The organism is Neobacillus sp. DZ-9 (assembly GCF_059587065.1).
The window spans coordinates 366229-380929 of sequence record NZ_JCAIOL010000005.1; the positions used below are offsets into that span (position 1 = coordinate 366229).

At 38.0% G+C, this 14701-nt stretch carries 15 protein-coding genes; 4 read left to right on the forward strand and 11 right to left on the reverse strand.

The annotated features are described in order from the left end of the window. The first annotated feature begins 78 nt into the window (after positions 1 to 78). A complete protein-coding gene (locus AC59HZ_RS16720; protein WP_496546918.1) occupies positions 79 to 798 on the forward strand; it encodes a YebC/PmpR family DNA-binding transcriptional regulator in 720 nt (239 codons plus the stop codon). Positions 799 to 883: 85 nt separating this feature from the next. On the opposite strand, the gene AC59HZ_RS16725 is transcribed toward AC59HZ_RS16720, so the two are convergent. The 6 genes from AC59HZ_RS16725 to AC59HZ_RS16750 form a co-directional block, all read right to left on the reverse strand. Further along, the gene (locus tag AC59HZ_RS16725) at positions 884 to 2047 is read right to left on the reverse strand and encodes a Ger(x)C family spore germination protein (protein ID WP_496546919.1); all 1164 of its coding nucleotides are present in this window, start codon (positions 2045 to 2047) and stop codon (positions 884 to 886) included. Continuing rightward, positions 2034 to 3134 (reverse strand): GerAB/ArcD/ProY family transporter, encoded by a 1101-nt coding sequence (locus AC59HZ_RS16730; protein ID WP_496547071.1) that lies wholly within the window; start codon positions 3132 to 3134, stop codon positions 2034 to 2036. Before AC59HZ_RS16730 ends, AC59HZ_RS16725 begins: the two co-directional genes overlap by 14 nt. A gap of 24 nt (positions 3135 to 3158) precedes the next feature. Further along, positions 3159 to 4709, reverse strand: coding sequence for a spore germination protein (locus AC59HZ_RS16735; RefSeq protein WP_496546920.1), 1551 nt, complete (start codon positions 4707 to 4709; stop codon positions 3159 to 3161). A gap of 263 nt (positions 4710 to 4972) precedes the next feature. Then, positions 4973 to 5923: an alpha/beta hydrolase gene (locus AC59HZ_RS16740; RefSeq protein WP_496546921.1), complete on the reverse strand. Its 951-nt coding sequence runs from the start codon at positions 5921 to 5923 to the stop codon at positions 4973 to 4975. 84 nt (positions 5924 to 6007) lie between these two features. After that, a complete protein-coding gene (locus AC59HZ_RS16745) occupies positions 6008 to 6406 on the reverse strand; it encodes a hypothetical protein (protein ID WP_496546922.1) in 399 nt (132 codons plus the stop codon). Between the two features lie 96 nt (positions 6407 to 6502). Next, the gene (locus tag AC59HZ_RS16750; protein WP_496546923.1) at positions 6503 to 6700 is read right to left on the reverse strand and encodes a hypothetical protein; all 198 of its coding nucleotides are present in this window, start codon (positions 6698 to 6700) and stop codon (positions 6503 to 6505) included. Between the two features lie 239 nt (positions 6701 to 6939). Here AC59HZ_RS16750 and AC59HZ_RS16755 point away from each other — a divergent pair, with 239 nt between their 5' ends. Together AC59HZ_RS16755 and AC59HZ_RS16760 are read left to right on the forward strand one after the other, a co-directional pair. Further along, positions 6940 to 7299 (forward strand): c-type cytochrome, encoded by a 360-nt coding sequence (locus AC59HZ_RS16755; RefSeq protein WP_496546924.1) that lies wholly within the window; start codon positions 6940 to 6942, stop codon positions 7297 to 7299. 135 nt (positions 7300 to 7434) lie between these two features. Then, positions 7435 to 7929 (forward strand): GNAT family N-acetyltransferase, encoded by a 495-nt coding sequence (locus tag AC59HZ_RS16760; protein WP_496546925.1) that lies wholly within the window; start codon positions 7435 to 7437, stop codon positions 7927 to 7929. A gap of 39 nt (positions 7930 to 7968) precedes the next feature. Here AC59HZ_RS16760 and AC59HZ_RS16765 read toward each other — a convergent pair whose 3' ends face one another. From AC59HZ_RS16765 to treP, 5 genes are all read right to left on the reverse strand, one after another. Next, positions 7969 to 8586 carry an RraA family protein gene (locus AC59HZ_RS16765; protein WP_496546926.1) on the reverse strand — a complete coding sequence of 206 codons (618 nt, stop codon included), beginning with the start codon at positions 8584 to 8586 and terminating at the stop codon, positions 7969 to 7971. 181 nt (positions 8587 to 8767) lie between these two features. Further along, positions 8768 to 9445, reverse strand: coding sequence for an SOS response-associated peptidase (locus AC59HZ_RS16770; RefSeq protein ID WP_496546927.1), 678 nt, complete (start codon positions 9443 to 9445; stop codon positions 8768 to 8770). Between the two features lie 297 nt (positions 9446 to 9742). After that, positions 9743 to 10456: a trehalose operon repressor gene (gene treR, locus AC59HZ_RS16775; RefSeq protein WP_496546928.1), complete on the reverse strand. Its 714-nt coding sequence runs from the start codon at positions 10454 to 10456 to the stop codon at positions 9743 to 9745. Positions 10457 to 10470: 14 nt separating this feature from the next. Then, positions 10471 to 12138 carry an alpha,alpha-phosphotrehalase gene (gene treC, locus AC59HZ_RS16780; RefSeq protein ID WP_496546929.1) on the reverse strand — a complete coding sequence of 556 codons (1668 nt, stop codon included), beginning with the start codon at positions 12136 to 12138 and terminating at the stop codon, positions 10471 to 10473. Positions 12139 to 12212: 74 nt separating this feature from the next. After that, positions 12213 to 13637 carry a PTS system trehalose-specific EIIBC component gene (gene treP / locus AC59HZ_RS16785; protein ID WP_496546930.1) on the reverse strand — a complete coding sequence of 475 codons (1425 nt, stop codon included), beginning with the start codon at positions 13635 to 13637 and terminating at the stop codon, positions 12213 to 12215. A 439-nt stretch (positions 13638 to 14076) separates the two neighbouring features. On the opposite strand from treP, the gene AC59HZ_RS16790 reads away from it, so the two are divergent. Beyond that, positions 14077 to 14628 (forward strand): GNAT family N-acetyltransferase, encoded by a 552-nt coding sequence (locus AC59HZ_RS16790; RefSeq protein WP_496546931.1) that lies wholly within the window; start codon positions 14077 to 14079, stop codon positions 14626 to 14628. Positions 14629 to 14701 lie beyond the last annotated feature (73 nt).

The following is a 14701-nucleotide window of genomic DNA, read 5'->3' on the forward strand; positions in this document are numbered from 1 at the left end:
GCAAGTGGAGCATGTATAATTTATGGTTTAAAAGGCAATAGAATAGGCATTGAATCAAGAAGAAAGAGAGTGTTCAAAATGGGTCGTAAATGGAACAATATTAAAGAAAAGAAAGCGTCAAAGGATGCAAATACGAGTCGTATTTATGCAAAGTTTGGTGTTGAAATTTATGTAGCTGCAAAACAAGGTGAACCAAATCCAGAATCCAATCAATCGTTACGATTTGTCCTTGAACGGGCAAAAACATACAATGTACCGAGACATATTATTGATCGTGCGATTGATAAGGCAAAAGGCGGTTCAGAGGAAAGCTATACCGAACTTCGTTACGAGGGCTTTGGACCAAGCGGTTCTATGGTGATCGTCGATGCGTTGACAAATAACGTAAATCGTACCGCTTCTGATGTTCGTGCGGCATTTGGTAAAAATGGCGGAAACATGGGAGTCAGCGGTTCTGTAGCGTATATGTTTGATGCAACTGCAGTTATTGGAGTTGAAGGTAAAACGGAAGAAGAAGTCCTTGAGCTATTAATGGAAGCTGATTTAGATGTGCGCGACATCATCGATGAAGAAGATCAAGTGATCGTTTATGCAGAGCCTGAGCAGTTCCATGCTGTTCAAGAAGCATTCAGAAGTGCGGGAATAACAGAATTTACGGTTGCAGAATTGACTATGATGGCACAGAACGATGTTACTCTTCCAGAGGACGCACAAGCAAAGTTTGAAAAAATGATCGATGCTTTGGAAGATTTAGATGATGTGCAGCAAGTTTATCACAATGTTGATTTAGGGGAATAAAAATATTGGTGCCTGAAATTTTTAGTTCAGGCACTGTTTATTTTTATCATCTTTAATAATTAAAGACTTTTGGTAAAATAAAAATTTACTTCTTTTTCTTCGAACCAATCATTCCGTAATCCTTTATTGTTAACGTAACATCATAAGTAATTGGAATTTCACTAAATTTTTCATCCCAATCATTCTTAACATTTTTCCAAACTTCAGGATATTGAATTCGTAATTCGTCTCCAAATCCCACAACATCTGTATGGTACCCTTTTTGAATCTTTTTTGTTGTATTCTCTACCAAGCGCATCACTTCTTTTTCAGCCGCTTTTTCAATTCGTTTAAGATTTTTATTCTCAAAAGCCGGTTTAAAGTGTGGATTCCAATATTCAGCAATTTTTCCTTCTGACTCGATTTTTACATGAAACGATATTCTATCTCCTTTCACATGTGGCATAATTTTGCTGTTTATAGAATTGATCTGATAATAAGTGGGTTTATCAGACTCTTTTTCGAAGGCTTTCACCGCTCCGCTTTTCCTTTCTCCCATTATCCAATTGATTCCTTCTATCTCATCCTTATTAAGAATACCAATCATTTTGTTGCTTTTTCCTTTAATCACTGCAGCTCCATTAAATTCAATTCCCCCTTTTTTGGCATCAATTAGCTGCAAAAGGAAGCTTGTCTGTGAATTCGATTTTCCCCAAATCTTAATTAAAGAAATGTGTGTTAACATTCTTGTTGTTAATTCCTGTTCTGCCATTTCTACTAAGCGTAAAGCCGGAATAACACCGGCTTCTTTTGTTTCAAGAGTTTTTGCTGCTTCACCTCTAGAGATAAAAATGTAGGAGCTTCCTCTAATTTCTATAGACCGATAATATAAATCTGTTATTTCTCTAAGAGGCTCTTTGCGTACAAGTTCTTGACCAATAATGTAGACCTTTTCATGTGCACCAGATATGGGCCCCTCTCTTGTTAATGTCGTTTCCCAGCCTGCGGGCTCCAGTGATTTTCCTGTCGAGAAAACATTAATATAAGGTTTTTGTTGTGGCGCATTACTATTTGTTTTCCCAATAGCTTTAGGTATGACATATTGGAGAGTGGATTTAATTTTTCCATTTTCCGCCTTGTCGATTGCCGATCCAACTACGAAATTAAGATCTTCAATGTTTCTGCTGCTCCAGCAGCCTGTAAGTAAGAAGGGGAGGAGAACAATCATGAAAACAAGGTAATATAGCCGAAATTGATTACATTTTTTCATGTTTTCTTTCCTTTATGGTTGAAATAATGAGGAGAACGATTGGTATGATAAAAAATAAGAAAAAGGAAAAATTACCAATTTCGTCTGCCATTATAAATACTTCATTGATATTTTTAGGGACCATAGAAATAACATAAATAACAGGTAATAAACCATAAATAAAGGGACGGGCACTTTTTGCAAAAATCTGATTTAATCCGAGTGTTGCAATGAAATAGGCGATGACATACGTTGCAAATATTTGCATAATCCAAATGACAAGAATAAGGGAGTCGAAACGTTCAAATAAAAGACCAGTGATTTCAAAGCTTCGAATAAATGTGAGTACCGGCCATGTTTGTGACACTACGCCGTCTACTGAAATGGCACCGATCACGATTACTACTGTAATGGCGTAAAAGAAAAACGGTGTTCCAACTCCGATTATTGGGACTTTCGTTACTTTATTTTTTTCTTTCATAAACATAAAAATAAAAAGGAGAATTTCGAAGCCGGCAAAGGAAAGAGAAGAGGTTGTTAAACCTTTTAAAACGGGCATAACTCCCGAACCTAATACCGGCCTTAGGTTATTAATTTCAAATAATTCCATGCCTAAAAACATGACTGCAAGGAAAAATATAGCCGTTATTGGAAATATAATTTCTAAAAACCGTGCAATAGCAATAACTCCTCCACGGACTAAGTGCAGACCTATCCATAAAAATGGCATCATAATTGCCCATGTTGGTGTCCCCGGTAATAAGAATAGCCTTATGGTTTCAGACATTGTTCTAACCTCATACGCGGAGAGCACAATGTAATAGCTGATAACAGTTAAACTTAGCAATGATCCTATCCATCTTCCAAGGAGTTTTTGATTGAATTGATAGAAAGTTTCGTTTGGGTACCTTTGGCAAAGTTTTATTATTAATACTGCAATAAAAGTAATGATCAAACCACTTACAATGACAGCGATCCAAGAATCAGGAGTCTTTATTTTCTCTGTCAGGGTTCTTGGTAACGTTAAAATCCCTGCACCGAGAATAAAATTTGTGATAAACATTACTGCTTGATAAGTAGTTATTTGATTTAAAGGACTACTAGGCATCATTAGTCAATTCCTTTCGTACCGTTACCTTTTTCTTTCTGAATCTTTTGGATGTAACAGCTTTGGACGTCGTCTCAACATGAATAGGGGTACTCGTATAATAAAGTCCTTCCAATCATTCACTCGAAAAGATACAGCAGGACTGACGTATGGAATGCCAAAACTTTCAAGCTGGACCAAGTGGCTGCAAAGCAAAAGGAAGAACAAGACGACTCCATACAGTCCAAACACACTAGCAAACAGCATTGAGGCAAAGCGAAGCAATCTTAATGCAATCCCTACATTATATTGCGGGAGCGCAAATGAAGAAATGGCAGTGACGGCCACAACTATTACCATGATCGGACTGACAATTCCTGCTTGTACTGCAGCTTCTCCAATGATTAATCCGCCAACAATGCCTAACGATTGACCAAATGGTCTTGGTAAACGAAGCCCAGCTTCTCTTAATACTTCAATCGATATTTCCATAATAAGTGCTTCAATTAGAGGAGGAAAAGGGACTCCTTCTCTGGATGCTGCAATGGAAAAAACAAGCTTGGTTGGTATTAACCCAGGATGAAAGGAAGTAAAAGAAATATATAAAGAAGGAACAAATAAAGAAGTAAAGGCTGCAAAATAACGTAAGATCCGAATTAATGATGCTGAAAGCCATCTTTCGTAATAATCCTCAGGTGATTGAAGGAGCATGTTAAAGGTAACAGGAACTATTAAGGCAAAGGGTGAACCGTCTAATAGTATAGCTACCCTTCCTTCCATTAATGCACACATCACACGATCCGGCCGTTCTGTACTCTGTACTTGAGGAAAAGGACTTAAGAAATTGTCTTCAATTAATTGTTCAATATAGCCGGAATCATGGACATCATCTATTTTTATTTTGTTAATCCGCTCCTTCACTTCTTTTAATAATTGCGGATCAACAATATCCTTCATATATGTGATCACTAGTTCTTTTTTTGACCGTTCTCCTATTTTAAAGCTAATTATGGCTAAGTTTTGATCTTTGCCATGCCGGCGTAAAAGTGCGGTATTATCACTGATATTTTCAATAAACCCTATCCTCGGCCCTCGAACCAATACCTCTGTTGGCGGCTCATCCATATTTCTTGTTTTTACTTTTGCATCTCCAACTAGGAAAACGTCTGATATACCATCAACTAATAAAGCAATCGAACCAAACATGACTCCGGAGGTTATTTCTTTAAGTGTATGAACTTCATTAATACCGTGAACAGAAAGGGCTTGGTTTTTAATATAATCTTTTAAGGAGGGACTTTTAAGAGGGCGGCCAGTTTCAATTGGTGAAGCGGACATCAATTCCATCAAAATATGATTATTTATAAGGTCCGTGTCTGCTAATCCATCTATAAATACTATGGCTGCTCCAATATCCAATTTTCCCAGGTGAAATTCACGAAATCTCACATCAGAATTGTGGCCAATTTCTTCTCGAATTAAATCTAAATCTGTAGTGAGATTGCCGGTCAATTGAGCAGGCTGTTTTGGTACTTGTGTTTGTTTGTGCTTTTCTTGTTTATTCACCTGCTGGATTTTGAACCTCCGCCATTGCACTTTAATCACTCTTTCTCTAATGAAATTGTTCTTTTTAAAGAAAATGGTATATGGACAAACAAAAACCATCACCTAGATAATCTTTGGAAGTAACTAGAAATCATCGTTGATATTATTTACTAATCATGCTAGAATTAACCTTTTTTTTACATCTACCTGCCTAATACAAAATGATTCAAAAACAAAATAATTCAAAAAGAAAGGTAAGCCCCTTTTATGGCTTACCATTTTTGTACCAGCTAAAGATTTGTGTAACCCTAATCTTAGCCTATTTTATTAACGACAAATTCACCGATTTCATCTATCGACTGCTGGCCTTCAGGAATTTGAAAGGTTTGGAAGACATGCCACATTTCATCCCAAACTTTAAAGCTGACTTCGACTCCCGCAGCACGGGCACGGTCTACAAGGCGGGCCGAATCGCTTAAAAGGATTTCATCATTGCCGACATGGACCAGCATTTGCGGCAGATCTGATAAATCGGCGTAGATTGGTGAAACAATCGGATGACGACGATCCGTATCACCAATATATAAAGCTGGAACAATACGAGTAGAATCAGGTGATAACCAAGGGTCAGCAGCCGCACGAGTTTCCATCGATTCACCTGTTCCTTCCAAATCAGTCCATGGTGATAAAAGTACTGCTAAGGCAGGTAACTTATCACCCTCAGCCTTTAACGTTAACAGCGTTGATAAGGTTAGACCGCCGCCAGCTGAATCTCCGCCAATGACAATTTGTTCAGGAGAAATACCTGATGAAATCAACGAGCGATACACTTTAACCGCATCCTCAACCGCTGCAGGGAAAGGATTTTCTGGTGCAAGTCGATATTCAGGGACTAAAACACGAGCAGCAGTAGACCTAGAAAGCTTAGAAGCTAAATAACGATGAGTATTACAGCTTCCCATTATGTAGGCTCCGCCATGAAGGTAGAGGAATACACGATCTTCAATAGCATTTGGAGCCGTTACCCACTCAGCTGGAACTCCTTCAAATTCTGTTTTTTCTACGTTAATATCCGATGCAACGGGAGTTAAACCAGATAAAGTCTCCAAGCCTTTTCGTGCTGCGTCAAGATTAAATTCTGCCGATTGGTTGGATGAAAAAGACTTTAAATATTGCCGAACTAACAAACTTTCTTGACTTGCCATTTCCTCATTGCCCCTTTCAAATGGTATGTAAGTGTTTACATATATGTATTTCTTCATCATTCGTGAAAATCCTCCATTATTTAACAACAATGAAAAAAGAACCTACATATCAAACATATAGGTTCCTTCTTCATTATAAATGATTTATCTAGGTGATAAAGGCTTTACGGAAATCGCTGGGGTAGTAGTAGTAATAATACAGTCATCCAACTGATCCGCTTTTAAAAATCCTAGATTTAGAGCGGCTTTAATTTTAACATCATCTGGCTTTTTCACTACTTGGATGAGGTCATTCATCTTTAAATCTTCTAATCTTTTAATTGTTTCTACTTCATGATATTTTTCCGTTTTCCGAATTTGCCTTTGCAGCTTATAGCCGCTGATGGTGATTTCGCCTTTATGGTCTATGCCAACTAAATGATTAAAATAACTTTGAAAAGCCTCTTTTAATTCATTCATTTCCAGCTCGATTTCTTTTTTCTGTTTATTGAGTTCGTAATACCTGACTAACATCTCACCTGTAATCAAGGATTGTTTAACCAAAATCCTCGCCTCCCTACGAACGTATATTCTATTTTATGTTCAGATCTGGAGAATATGACATTTTTTAGGAGGAGGGGATTTTTTTGAAAATTTATCTTATTGGTTTTTGGATTCCACCATATCTTCCGCCGAATCATTTGCTGCTTTCGCGGGTTCTGCAAGGGTATTTGCAGTGATGTGGTCGGTGGTGTTTAAAGAATCATCTTTAGCTGCCAGGCTGTAGGTATGCAAACTATTAATTTGGTTTGCAGCCTCTAGAAGCTCTTCTTCGTGAGCTTGTTTGCTGTCGCTCATTTTTTCATCTCCATTTTCATTGGTTTAAGTTTCATGTATTAACATCCCCATTTCAAAGGAATATATAGGTATTTCATCCTAATATTGCTGAAATAATGTGTGTCCCTATTTTACTAAACGCATAGGAATAATTGAACAGATTTTACAATAATATGGACTTAGGAATTGCCGTTTACTCTAATAATAGGTGAAGAGACATATAGGCAATTCTAAGAATCTATAAGAATAGAGGTGGCGGCTTGAAAAAGATTTTTGGATTTGCCATTTTTTTTATTCTTTTGATTGGTATAGTGAGCGCTTGCGGCAAAGATGATAGCGCGAAGGAACCAGCGAAAGAACCGGCAAAACAGGAAGAGAGTACACCGGCGACTGCTTTAGCAGGGGATGAAGTATTTCAAAAAAGCTGTATTACCTGCCATAGTTCAGGCGATATTACAGGTGGTCAAAAAGTACTGGATGCAAACAGAATCCATACCGATTTTAAAACGAAAGAAGATTTACAAGCTTTCATTTCTAAGAATATGCCAAAATCAGCACCCGCTTCATTATCTAAAGAAGAGTATGATGCTGTTGTAAGTTACTTATGGGATCAAAAATAATCTATACTTAAGTTGTGGAGTAGTCCGGACAAGGTTCGGACTATTTTGATTTATTATACAAATCAACAACAATCAATCCTTCAATTTGATATACTATCAAAATATCAGCTTCGTTTTTTAAGGGGGAAATAGAGTATGGAACAATCCATTTCGAAGTCTATAACTCGTTTAGAATTTTATCAACCTGAGTATTTGCACTTGTTTAAAAATTATTATTTGAGTGAGGAACAGTCTAGATTTACTGCACAACCGGTAGATGCCATTCGCGCTTGTGAAAATGAAGAAGAGCGTGTTCCCATAATGATTCTTTATGAAGAAAAGATTGCAGGTTTTTTCGTCCTCCATGGCTGGAATGGGGCAAAGGATTATTCTGATAATAAGCAGGCTATGTTATTGAGAGCTTATTCAGTGGATTCATCCTTCCAAGGAAAAGGAATTGCTCAGAAGTCATTGGAGTTGTTGCCGTCATTCGTGAAAGAGCATTTTCCAGGGAAAAATGAAATTATCCTAGCTGTAAACCAAATCAATACTATTGCGCAGCATGTTTATAAAAAATCCGGCTTTGTTGATGAAGGAATACGTGCTGTGGGCCGGCAGGGGCCGATGTACATATTGCACATGAAAATATAGTAATAAACCCCTTAACCATCGAGGAAAAGGGGTTTTGTATTATTTTGATAACATCTCATCCAAGTATTTGATAATCGCTTCCCGGCTACCGGAAATACCAGCTTCTCTAGCTTGATCCTTTTTCAATTTATCAAGGGAATTTGTTAATACTTCCTGTTCGATTGTTTGAGGGATGACCACGACTCCGTCGGCATCGCCAACGAGAATATCGCCTGGATTGACTGCAGTACCACCGCATGATATCGGAACATTTATTTCACCCACGCCAGCTTTTCCACTTGCTGCAACAGCTGTTCCTTTAGAGAAGACTGGAAAATCCAGTTGCTTGATTCCAACGATGTCGCGTATCACACCGTCAACAACGATTCCGCCAATACCAAGGGTTTGTGCCATTCCAGCGATAAAATCTCCTGCAATCGCTCGATATTGATCACCTTTTGCATCAACAACGAGAATATCGCCAGGCTTTGCTTCCCGAATTGCTTTTAGGACAGCAAGGTTGTCACCAACCGGAATTTTAACCGTGAAGGCTCGTCCAGCTATTTTATATTCTTCCTTAAGCGGTTTAATCGAAGGGTGGAGGTTATTTAATCCATCCATAGCGTCTGAAATGCACGTTGTAGGAATATTTCGAAAATTATCGACGATCTGATCCATCCAAATTCTCCTCTCCATTTTCCAATTCTTTATCCATTATAAGGGATTTTAATTGGGAGGAAAATAAAAAAAAGAAAGTGGCGTAACCACTTTCCAAAGAAGGAAAACTTTTATGGGTAATACATCATATGAACAAGCATGGACGTGCATGTAGTGAACATGTCCATTTTCAAAAAAATTTTTAACAAATTTTTTGAATGAGATTAATGCTGTTATTTTTAGGAGAATTTACTTGTGAAGAAACCTCATAAGCCTCCATAAGATTTTGATCAAACGGCACTAGGTATTGATTTAAAAAGTTAGTATCGGAAATAGTGGGATTGAGCCAGGTATTTTCATCATCGGGTTTTAAAATCACGGGCATCCGATCATGAATATCCTCCATTAATTCATTTGGAGTGGTTGTAATAACCGAGCAAGAGAACACTGATTTACCCTCTGGTGATTTCCATTGCTCCCAAAGACCTGCCATCGCAAATAATTCATCCGTTTTAAGTTTAATTCGCATCGGTGTTTTCGTTTTATCTTCATGCCTTTTCCATTCATAGAAACTATCAGCAACGATTAGACATCGCTTTCTCATAAAAGCTTTGCGAAAACTTGGCTTTTCAGTTAAAGTTTCGGCACGGGCATTGATCATTTTATTACCAATGGACAAATCTTTTGCCCATGGCGGGATTAATCCCCATCTTAAAAATCCCATTCGGTTTGATTTTCCATCATTAATGACCGCTAAGACGGACTGTGAGGGGGCGATATTATAACTGGACGAAAATAATTCTTCTTCTAAAAAAGAATCGATCAAAAACCTCTCAATAATTTCCTCGACACTTGCTGTTAATGTGAACCGACCGCACATACTCATCCCCCCATAACTAATTACAATTATTTTACCTAATTAAGGATTCTTTTTTCAAAATTAATATAGAACTAGGATAATTTAACCTATTAATTTTCTGGAAATTTTGGTTTTAACGGGTTTACGTAGAGAAATAGTCAAGACATTGATTCATTTGGGTATAAATTTGGACCTGGTAGCGGATTTCAAAGGGACACTACAATTCGCTTTGAAAGATTATCTGGCAGTAAACAATACCTGAATGAAAAAAACATGAAAAAGGAGATCCCTTTGATATATTAGAGGTCTCCTTTTGAATTACCGCGATCTCCGCGCAAAGTCCACAAAGCGGAATTTATCAGGACGGTGCCTTGATTCTGTGTATTGGAAAAGGCTTGCATCATCTAAATAAACATAGTTTTTGATTACAACGATATTATGAAAGCCCTCCAAATCCAGAAGGGCGCGATCCTCGTTGGTAGGCTCTTCCACGACAATTTCTTTTCTGGCAAAACTGATGGTCATGTTTAAGTCGTTTTCAAGATACTGATAAATGGAATCCGCACAAATTTCTTCAGTTAAATTGGGGACATACTTTTTACTTAAGAAATCTTTATCTAAAATAATTTTTTCTCCGCCCATTTCCCGCGTTCTAACTACTTTCCAAACGAGATCTTTGCTTGAAAGGTGAAGTTGCTGCCGGATATAGGTTTCGGGTTTGATTAAGGAAAACTCATTCACAATAGTTTTTGGTTTTCTGCCCATTTTTTGTGCCAGTTCTTTAAAGCTGACCAAGCCGGAAACGGGAAAATCAAACTTCGAAAGATCAATCACAATCGAACCTTTGCCCCTAACTTTTTGAATATAGCCATTTTGCGACAGCAAATTCAACGCTTTTCTAATTGTTTCCCTGGAGGTGTTGAATTGTTCGGATAATTCATTTTCAGAAGGAAGAAGCGTCTGCGGTGGAATTTCACTGCTCTTGATTTGCTCGACAATGGTGTTATATATGGTTAGATACTTGTTCGTCATGTTGACCTCTCCGTTCATTTTTTCAGGTGATACACAAGCGACTCATATGGCCGCAGCTGGACTTCCCTTTTTAGTGAAGGGGAATCTGTATAGTTTGAGATTAACATTTCACTAATATAATCATCAAGATGTAAGTAGGCAGGAAGGGTGATCAACTTTTCGTTCGCATAAAAATTGTTAATGACCAGTAACTTTTCCGGCCCATTCGTCCTAACGTAAGCAAATACTTCTTCATCGTGATCTAAAATTAACTCGAAATTACCTTCCGTGATCACATCATATTCTTTTCTTAATTGTATTAGCTTTTGATAGTGATAGAAGATGGAAGTTGAATCCTGAAGTGCGTTCTCAGCATTAATCTCTGGATAATTGGCTGCTGTTTCAATCCAAGGGGATCCAGTTGTAAAGCCTGCATGAGAACTAGCATTCCACTGAAGAGGAGTTCTAGAGTTATCCCGGGATTTTTGCTTAAGGACTTTGATAATTTCTTGTTCATCCAGGCCTTCATTTTTCTTGATGTTAAAAATATTTATCGATTCAACATCGCGGTAATCGTCGATGGAATAAAAGTCCGGGTTGGTCATTCCGAATTCTTCCCCTTGATATATATAAGGGGTTCCTTGCATCATATGCAAAGCCGTTGCCAGCATTTTGGCCGACTCTTTGTGATATTTTTTGTCATCACCGAAACGGGATACTACACGAGGCTGGTCATGGTTGCACCAGAAAAGGGCATTCCAGCCGCCGCCCTCATTCATTTCCAACTGCCACTTGGAAAGAATTTGCTTCAAGGCATGAAAGTCAAATTCCGCACTCGTCCATTTATCACCATTTGGATAGTCTACTTTTAAGTGGTGGAAACTGAAAATCATGTTTAATTCTTCACGTTCAGGATTGGTATACCCAATACAGTTATCAATCGACGTTGAGGACATTTCACCAACTGTCATGATATCGTATTTTGAAAAAACTTTATCATTCATTTCATGAAGAAACTCATGAATCCGCGGTCCATCTGTATAAAATTTGCGTCCGTCACTGTCATCCTGAGGAAACTGCTGGTCTTTGGAAATAAGATTAATCACATCAAGCCGGAAGCCGTCGACACCTTTTTTGAGCCAAAAATGCATCAATTCATAAAGCTCTTCGCGAACTTTTTCATTTTCCCAATTTAAATCTGCCTGAGTGACGTCGAATAAGTGAAGGTAATATTGATCCGTATCCTGATCATATTCCCAAGCAGAACCTCCAAATTTTGATTCCCAGTTGGTCGGAGGTCCGCTGTTCACCCCATCCTTCCAAATATAGAAATCACGGTAAGGATTATCCTTAGAGGATCTTGCTTGTTTAAACCATTCATGTTCGGTTGACGTATGGTTGATGACAATATCCATAATGATTTTAAGCCCGCGTTTATGGGCCTCTTCAAGCAGCCGATCAACATCTTCCATTGTTCCATATTCATCGTGAATGCGGTAGTAATCACTTATATCATACCCGTTATCACGCTGAGGAGATTGATAGATAGGGGTGAGCCATAGGACATCAACACCGAGATTTTTTAAATAGTCGAGTTTCTCGATAATACCCTGGATATCCCCAGTACCATTTCCTGATGTATCATAAAAACTTTTTGGATAGATTTGATATACCACTGCGTTTCTCCACCATGATGTTGCCATTTCAAACACCCACCTAAAATTTTTTTGATTCTAATGTCAAAAAGGAGGGAGTCTGTCTCCCTCCTAATGGAGTTTTATTTTTTTACAGAAAACTTTTTAACACCTGTTTTTGCAAAGATGTTCGTTAATATGAATGGAACCACAATCGCAATTAACATACAGATAGCAAACATAGCCATATGTTTTGGTTGGATTGATAAAATACCAGGAAGTCCGCCGACACCAATGGAGTTTGCCATAACACCGCTAGCTACAGATACAACGCCTGCAACCATGGAACCAATCATCGCAGCAAGGAATGGGAAACCATATTTTAAGTTGATACCGAACATCGCAGGCTCTGTTACACCTAAGTAACATGAAATCGCTGCTGGAATGGATACTTGCTTTTCTTCCTCATTTTTTCGATTAATAAAGATCATAGCAAGAACGGCTGAACCTTGAGCGATATTTGAAAGGGCAATCATTGGCCATAGGTTTGTTCCGCCAAGTTCACTCATCAATTGAAGGTCAATCGCATTTGTCATATGATGTAGACCTGTGATAACAAGTGGAGCATAAGCAAAACCGAAGATTGCTGCGAATAGCCAGCCAAATGCTGAAGTTAAGCTAGAGTATACAACATGAGAGATACCAGAACCGATAGACCAGCCGATAGGGCCTAGAATCGTGTGAGCAATTAATACAGTTGGAACTAATGCCAGGAATGGTACAACAATCATAGAGATTGAGTTAGGAACAATTTTACGCAATCTAGTTTCTAAGAAACCTAAAACTAATCCAGCTAGAATAGCAGGGATTACTTGTGCTTGATACCCAATCATTTTAATGTGGGCAAAACCAAAATCCCAAGTTGGAATTTCTTTTGCACCTGCAACTGCATAAGCATTTAATAATTGCGGTGAGACTAAGGTAATACCAAGAACAATACCCAGGATCTGCGACGCACCCATTTTCTTCGCAACGGACCAGGTGATTCCAACTGGAAGGAAGTGAAAGATCGCTTCCCCAATCAACCATAGGAAGGAATGAACACCGGCCCAGAACTGGGATACTTCAATAATGGTTTTCGTGCCGTTATCTAATAATTTGATGTCACCGATTACATTTCGGAAACCAAGGATTAAACCGCCGACTACTAGAGCAGGGATTAATGGTGTGAAAATTTCCGCTAAATGACCCATCATACGCTGAATCCAATTTTGATTTTGCTTGGCCGCTTTTTTGGCTTCTTCCTTTGAAGTTCCGTCTACACCAGCTATCTTGACAAATTCGTTGTAGAAGCTAGAGACTTCATTTCCAATGATTACTTGGAACTGGCCCGCTTGGGTAAATGTACCCTTTACGAGTCCGATCGACTCGATTTCTTTTACATCAGCTTTGCTAGGATCGTTGAGTACAAATCGCATTCTGGTTACGCAATGGGTGACGGCTGCTATGTTTTCTTTACCGCCAATGTGTTTCAATAAATCTTTTGAAGGATCTTTGTACTTTGCCATTTGACTTCCCCCTGGTGAATGGGAATAACCCAATTCACATTATTTTTTATATAGATATACAGGTGTTGAATACCTTTTCAAACTGAGAATTTGTAACCTGTATATACAAGTTTTGATGACGTTTTCATTCTAACTTGTATATACAAGCTTGTCAACGGATTATTTTGAAACAAAAAATAGCAATTCAAATTAAATTGAGTCTTTCGAACCACTTTTGCTCTTTACAGCTTTGAAGTGTTGAAAGAATTTTTAGAAAATGGTAATATAAAGATGTTTAAATTCTTCTGAGTTTAGACCTCCTAATGTGAGAGCTTAGCCTTGACCACTAAGTTCTCGTTGGAACCTTTGACTTTTGTTCAAAGGTTTTTTTTTAGTTCCGAGGGCTATTTGGTAAAATTAGCAGCAAAGCTTTATTCATTTTTATGGAGGAATGCCACCTGTGATATTCGAAACGATTCATCAGTGGGATGAGAAGACATGGGAAATGGTCAGTTCTATTTATCATCACGCATTTGCTGAAAAGGGCGCTAAACCAGAAAAAATTATTCGTAATATGTTCCGGAAAGAAATCTGCTTTTTACATATTGGTTTTATCGGTGACCAAGTTGTATCGATGGCGCTAACTGGAAAGCTTAAGGATACCCAAACCTTGCTGATTGATTATTTAGCTGTTCACCATGACTATCAAAACCAAGGTTATGGTTTGAAAACGATTAATTATATTAAGGAATGGTCAATAACCTCCGGAACCTATGATAGTTTGGTCATTGAAGTGGAATCCGAGGCAACACCCGAGAATTTAGCAAGAATCCATTTTTGGCAAAAATGCGGTTTTGTTTTAACGGATTACATCCACCACTACATTTGGGTTCCTGAACCTTACCAAGCGATGTTCCTGAAGTTATCAAATGTTGCTGAAATACTTGGAGATGGGAAGTTGCTTTTTAAATATATTGGCCAATTTCATAAAGCATCTTATCAGGGTTCGTAGCTAATTACTTCATAAAGGTATAGAAAAATGATAAATAGAAAAAATAGTCTATTGTTGACTCGAAAATTTGTTA

Coding starts and splice junctions, on each gene's coding strand:
- treR (WP_496546928.1), bottom strand. CDS start 10,456: ATGACGAACAAGTATCTAACCATATATAACACCATTGTCGAGCAAATC.
- treP (WP_496546930.1), bottom strand. CDS start 13,637: ATGGCAAAGTACAAAGATCCTTCAAAAGATTTATTGAAACACATTGGC.
- AC59HZ_RS16760 (WP_496546925.1), top strand. CDS start 7,435: ATGGAACAATCCATTTCGAAGTCTATAACTCGTTTAGAATTTTATCAA.
- AC59HZ_RS16720 (WP_496546918.1), top strand. CDS start 79: ATGGGTCGTAAATGGAACAATATTAAAGAAAAGAAAGCGTCAAAGGAT.
- AC59HZ_RS16740 (WP_496546921.1), bottom strand. CDS start 5,923: ATGATGAAGAAATACATATATGTAAACACTTACATACCATTTGAAAGG.
- AC59HZ_RS16730 (WP_496547071.1), bottom strand. CDS start 3,134: ATGCCTAGTAGTCCTTTAAATCAAATAACTACTTATCAAGCAGTAATG.
- AC59HZ_RS16770 (WP_496546927.1), bottom strand. CDS start 9,445: ATGTGCGGTCGGTTCACATTAACAGCAAGTGTCGAGGAAATTATTGAG.
- AC59HZ_RS16725 (WP_496546919.1), bottom strand. CDS start 2,047: ATGAAAAAATGTAATCAATTTCGGCTATATTACCTTGTTTTCATGATT.
- treC (WP_496546929.1), bottom strand. CDS start 12,138: ATGGCAACATCATGGTGGAGAAACGCAGTGGTATATCAAATCTATCCA.
- AC59HZ_RS16750 (WP_496546923.1), bottom strand. CDS start 6,700: ATGAGCGACAGCAAACAAGCTCACGAAGAAGAGCTTCTAGAGGCTGCA.
- AC59HZ_RS16765 (WP_496546926.1), bottom strand. CDS start 8,586: ATGGATCAGATCGTCGATAATTTTCGAAATATTCCTACAACGTGCATT.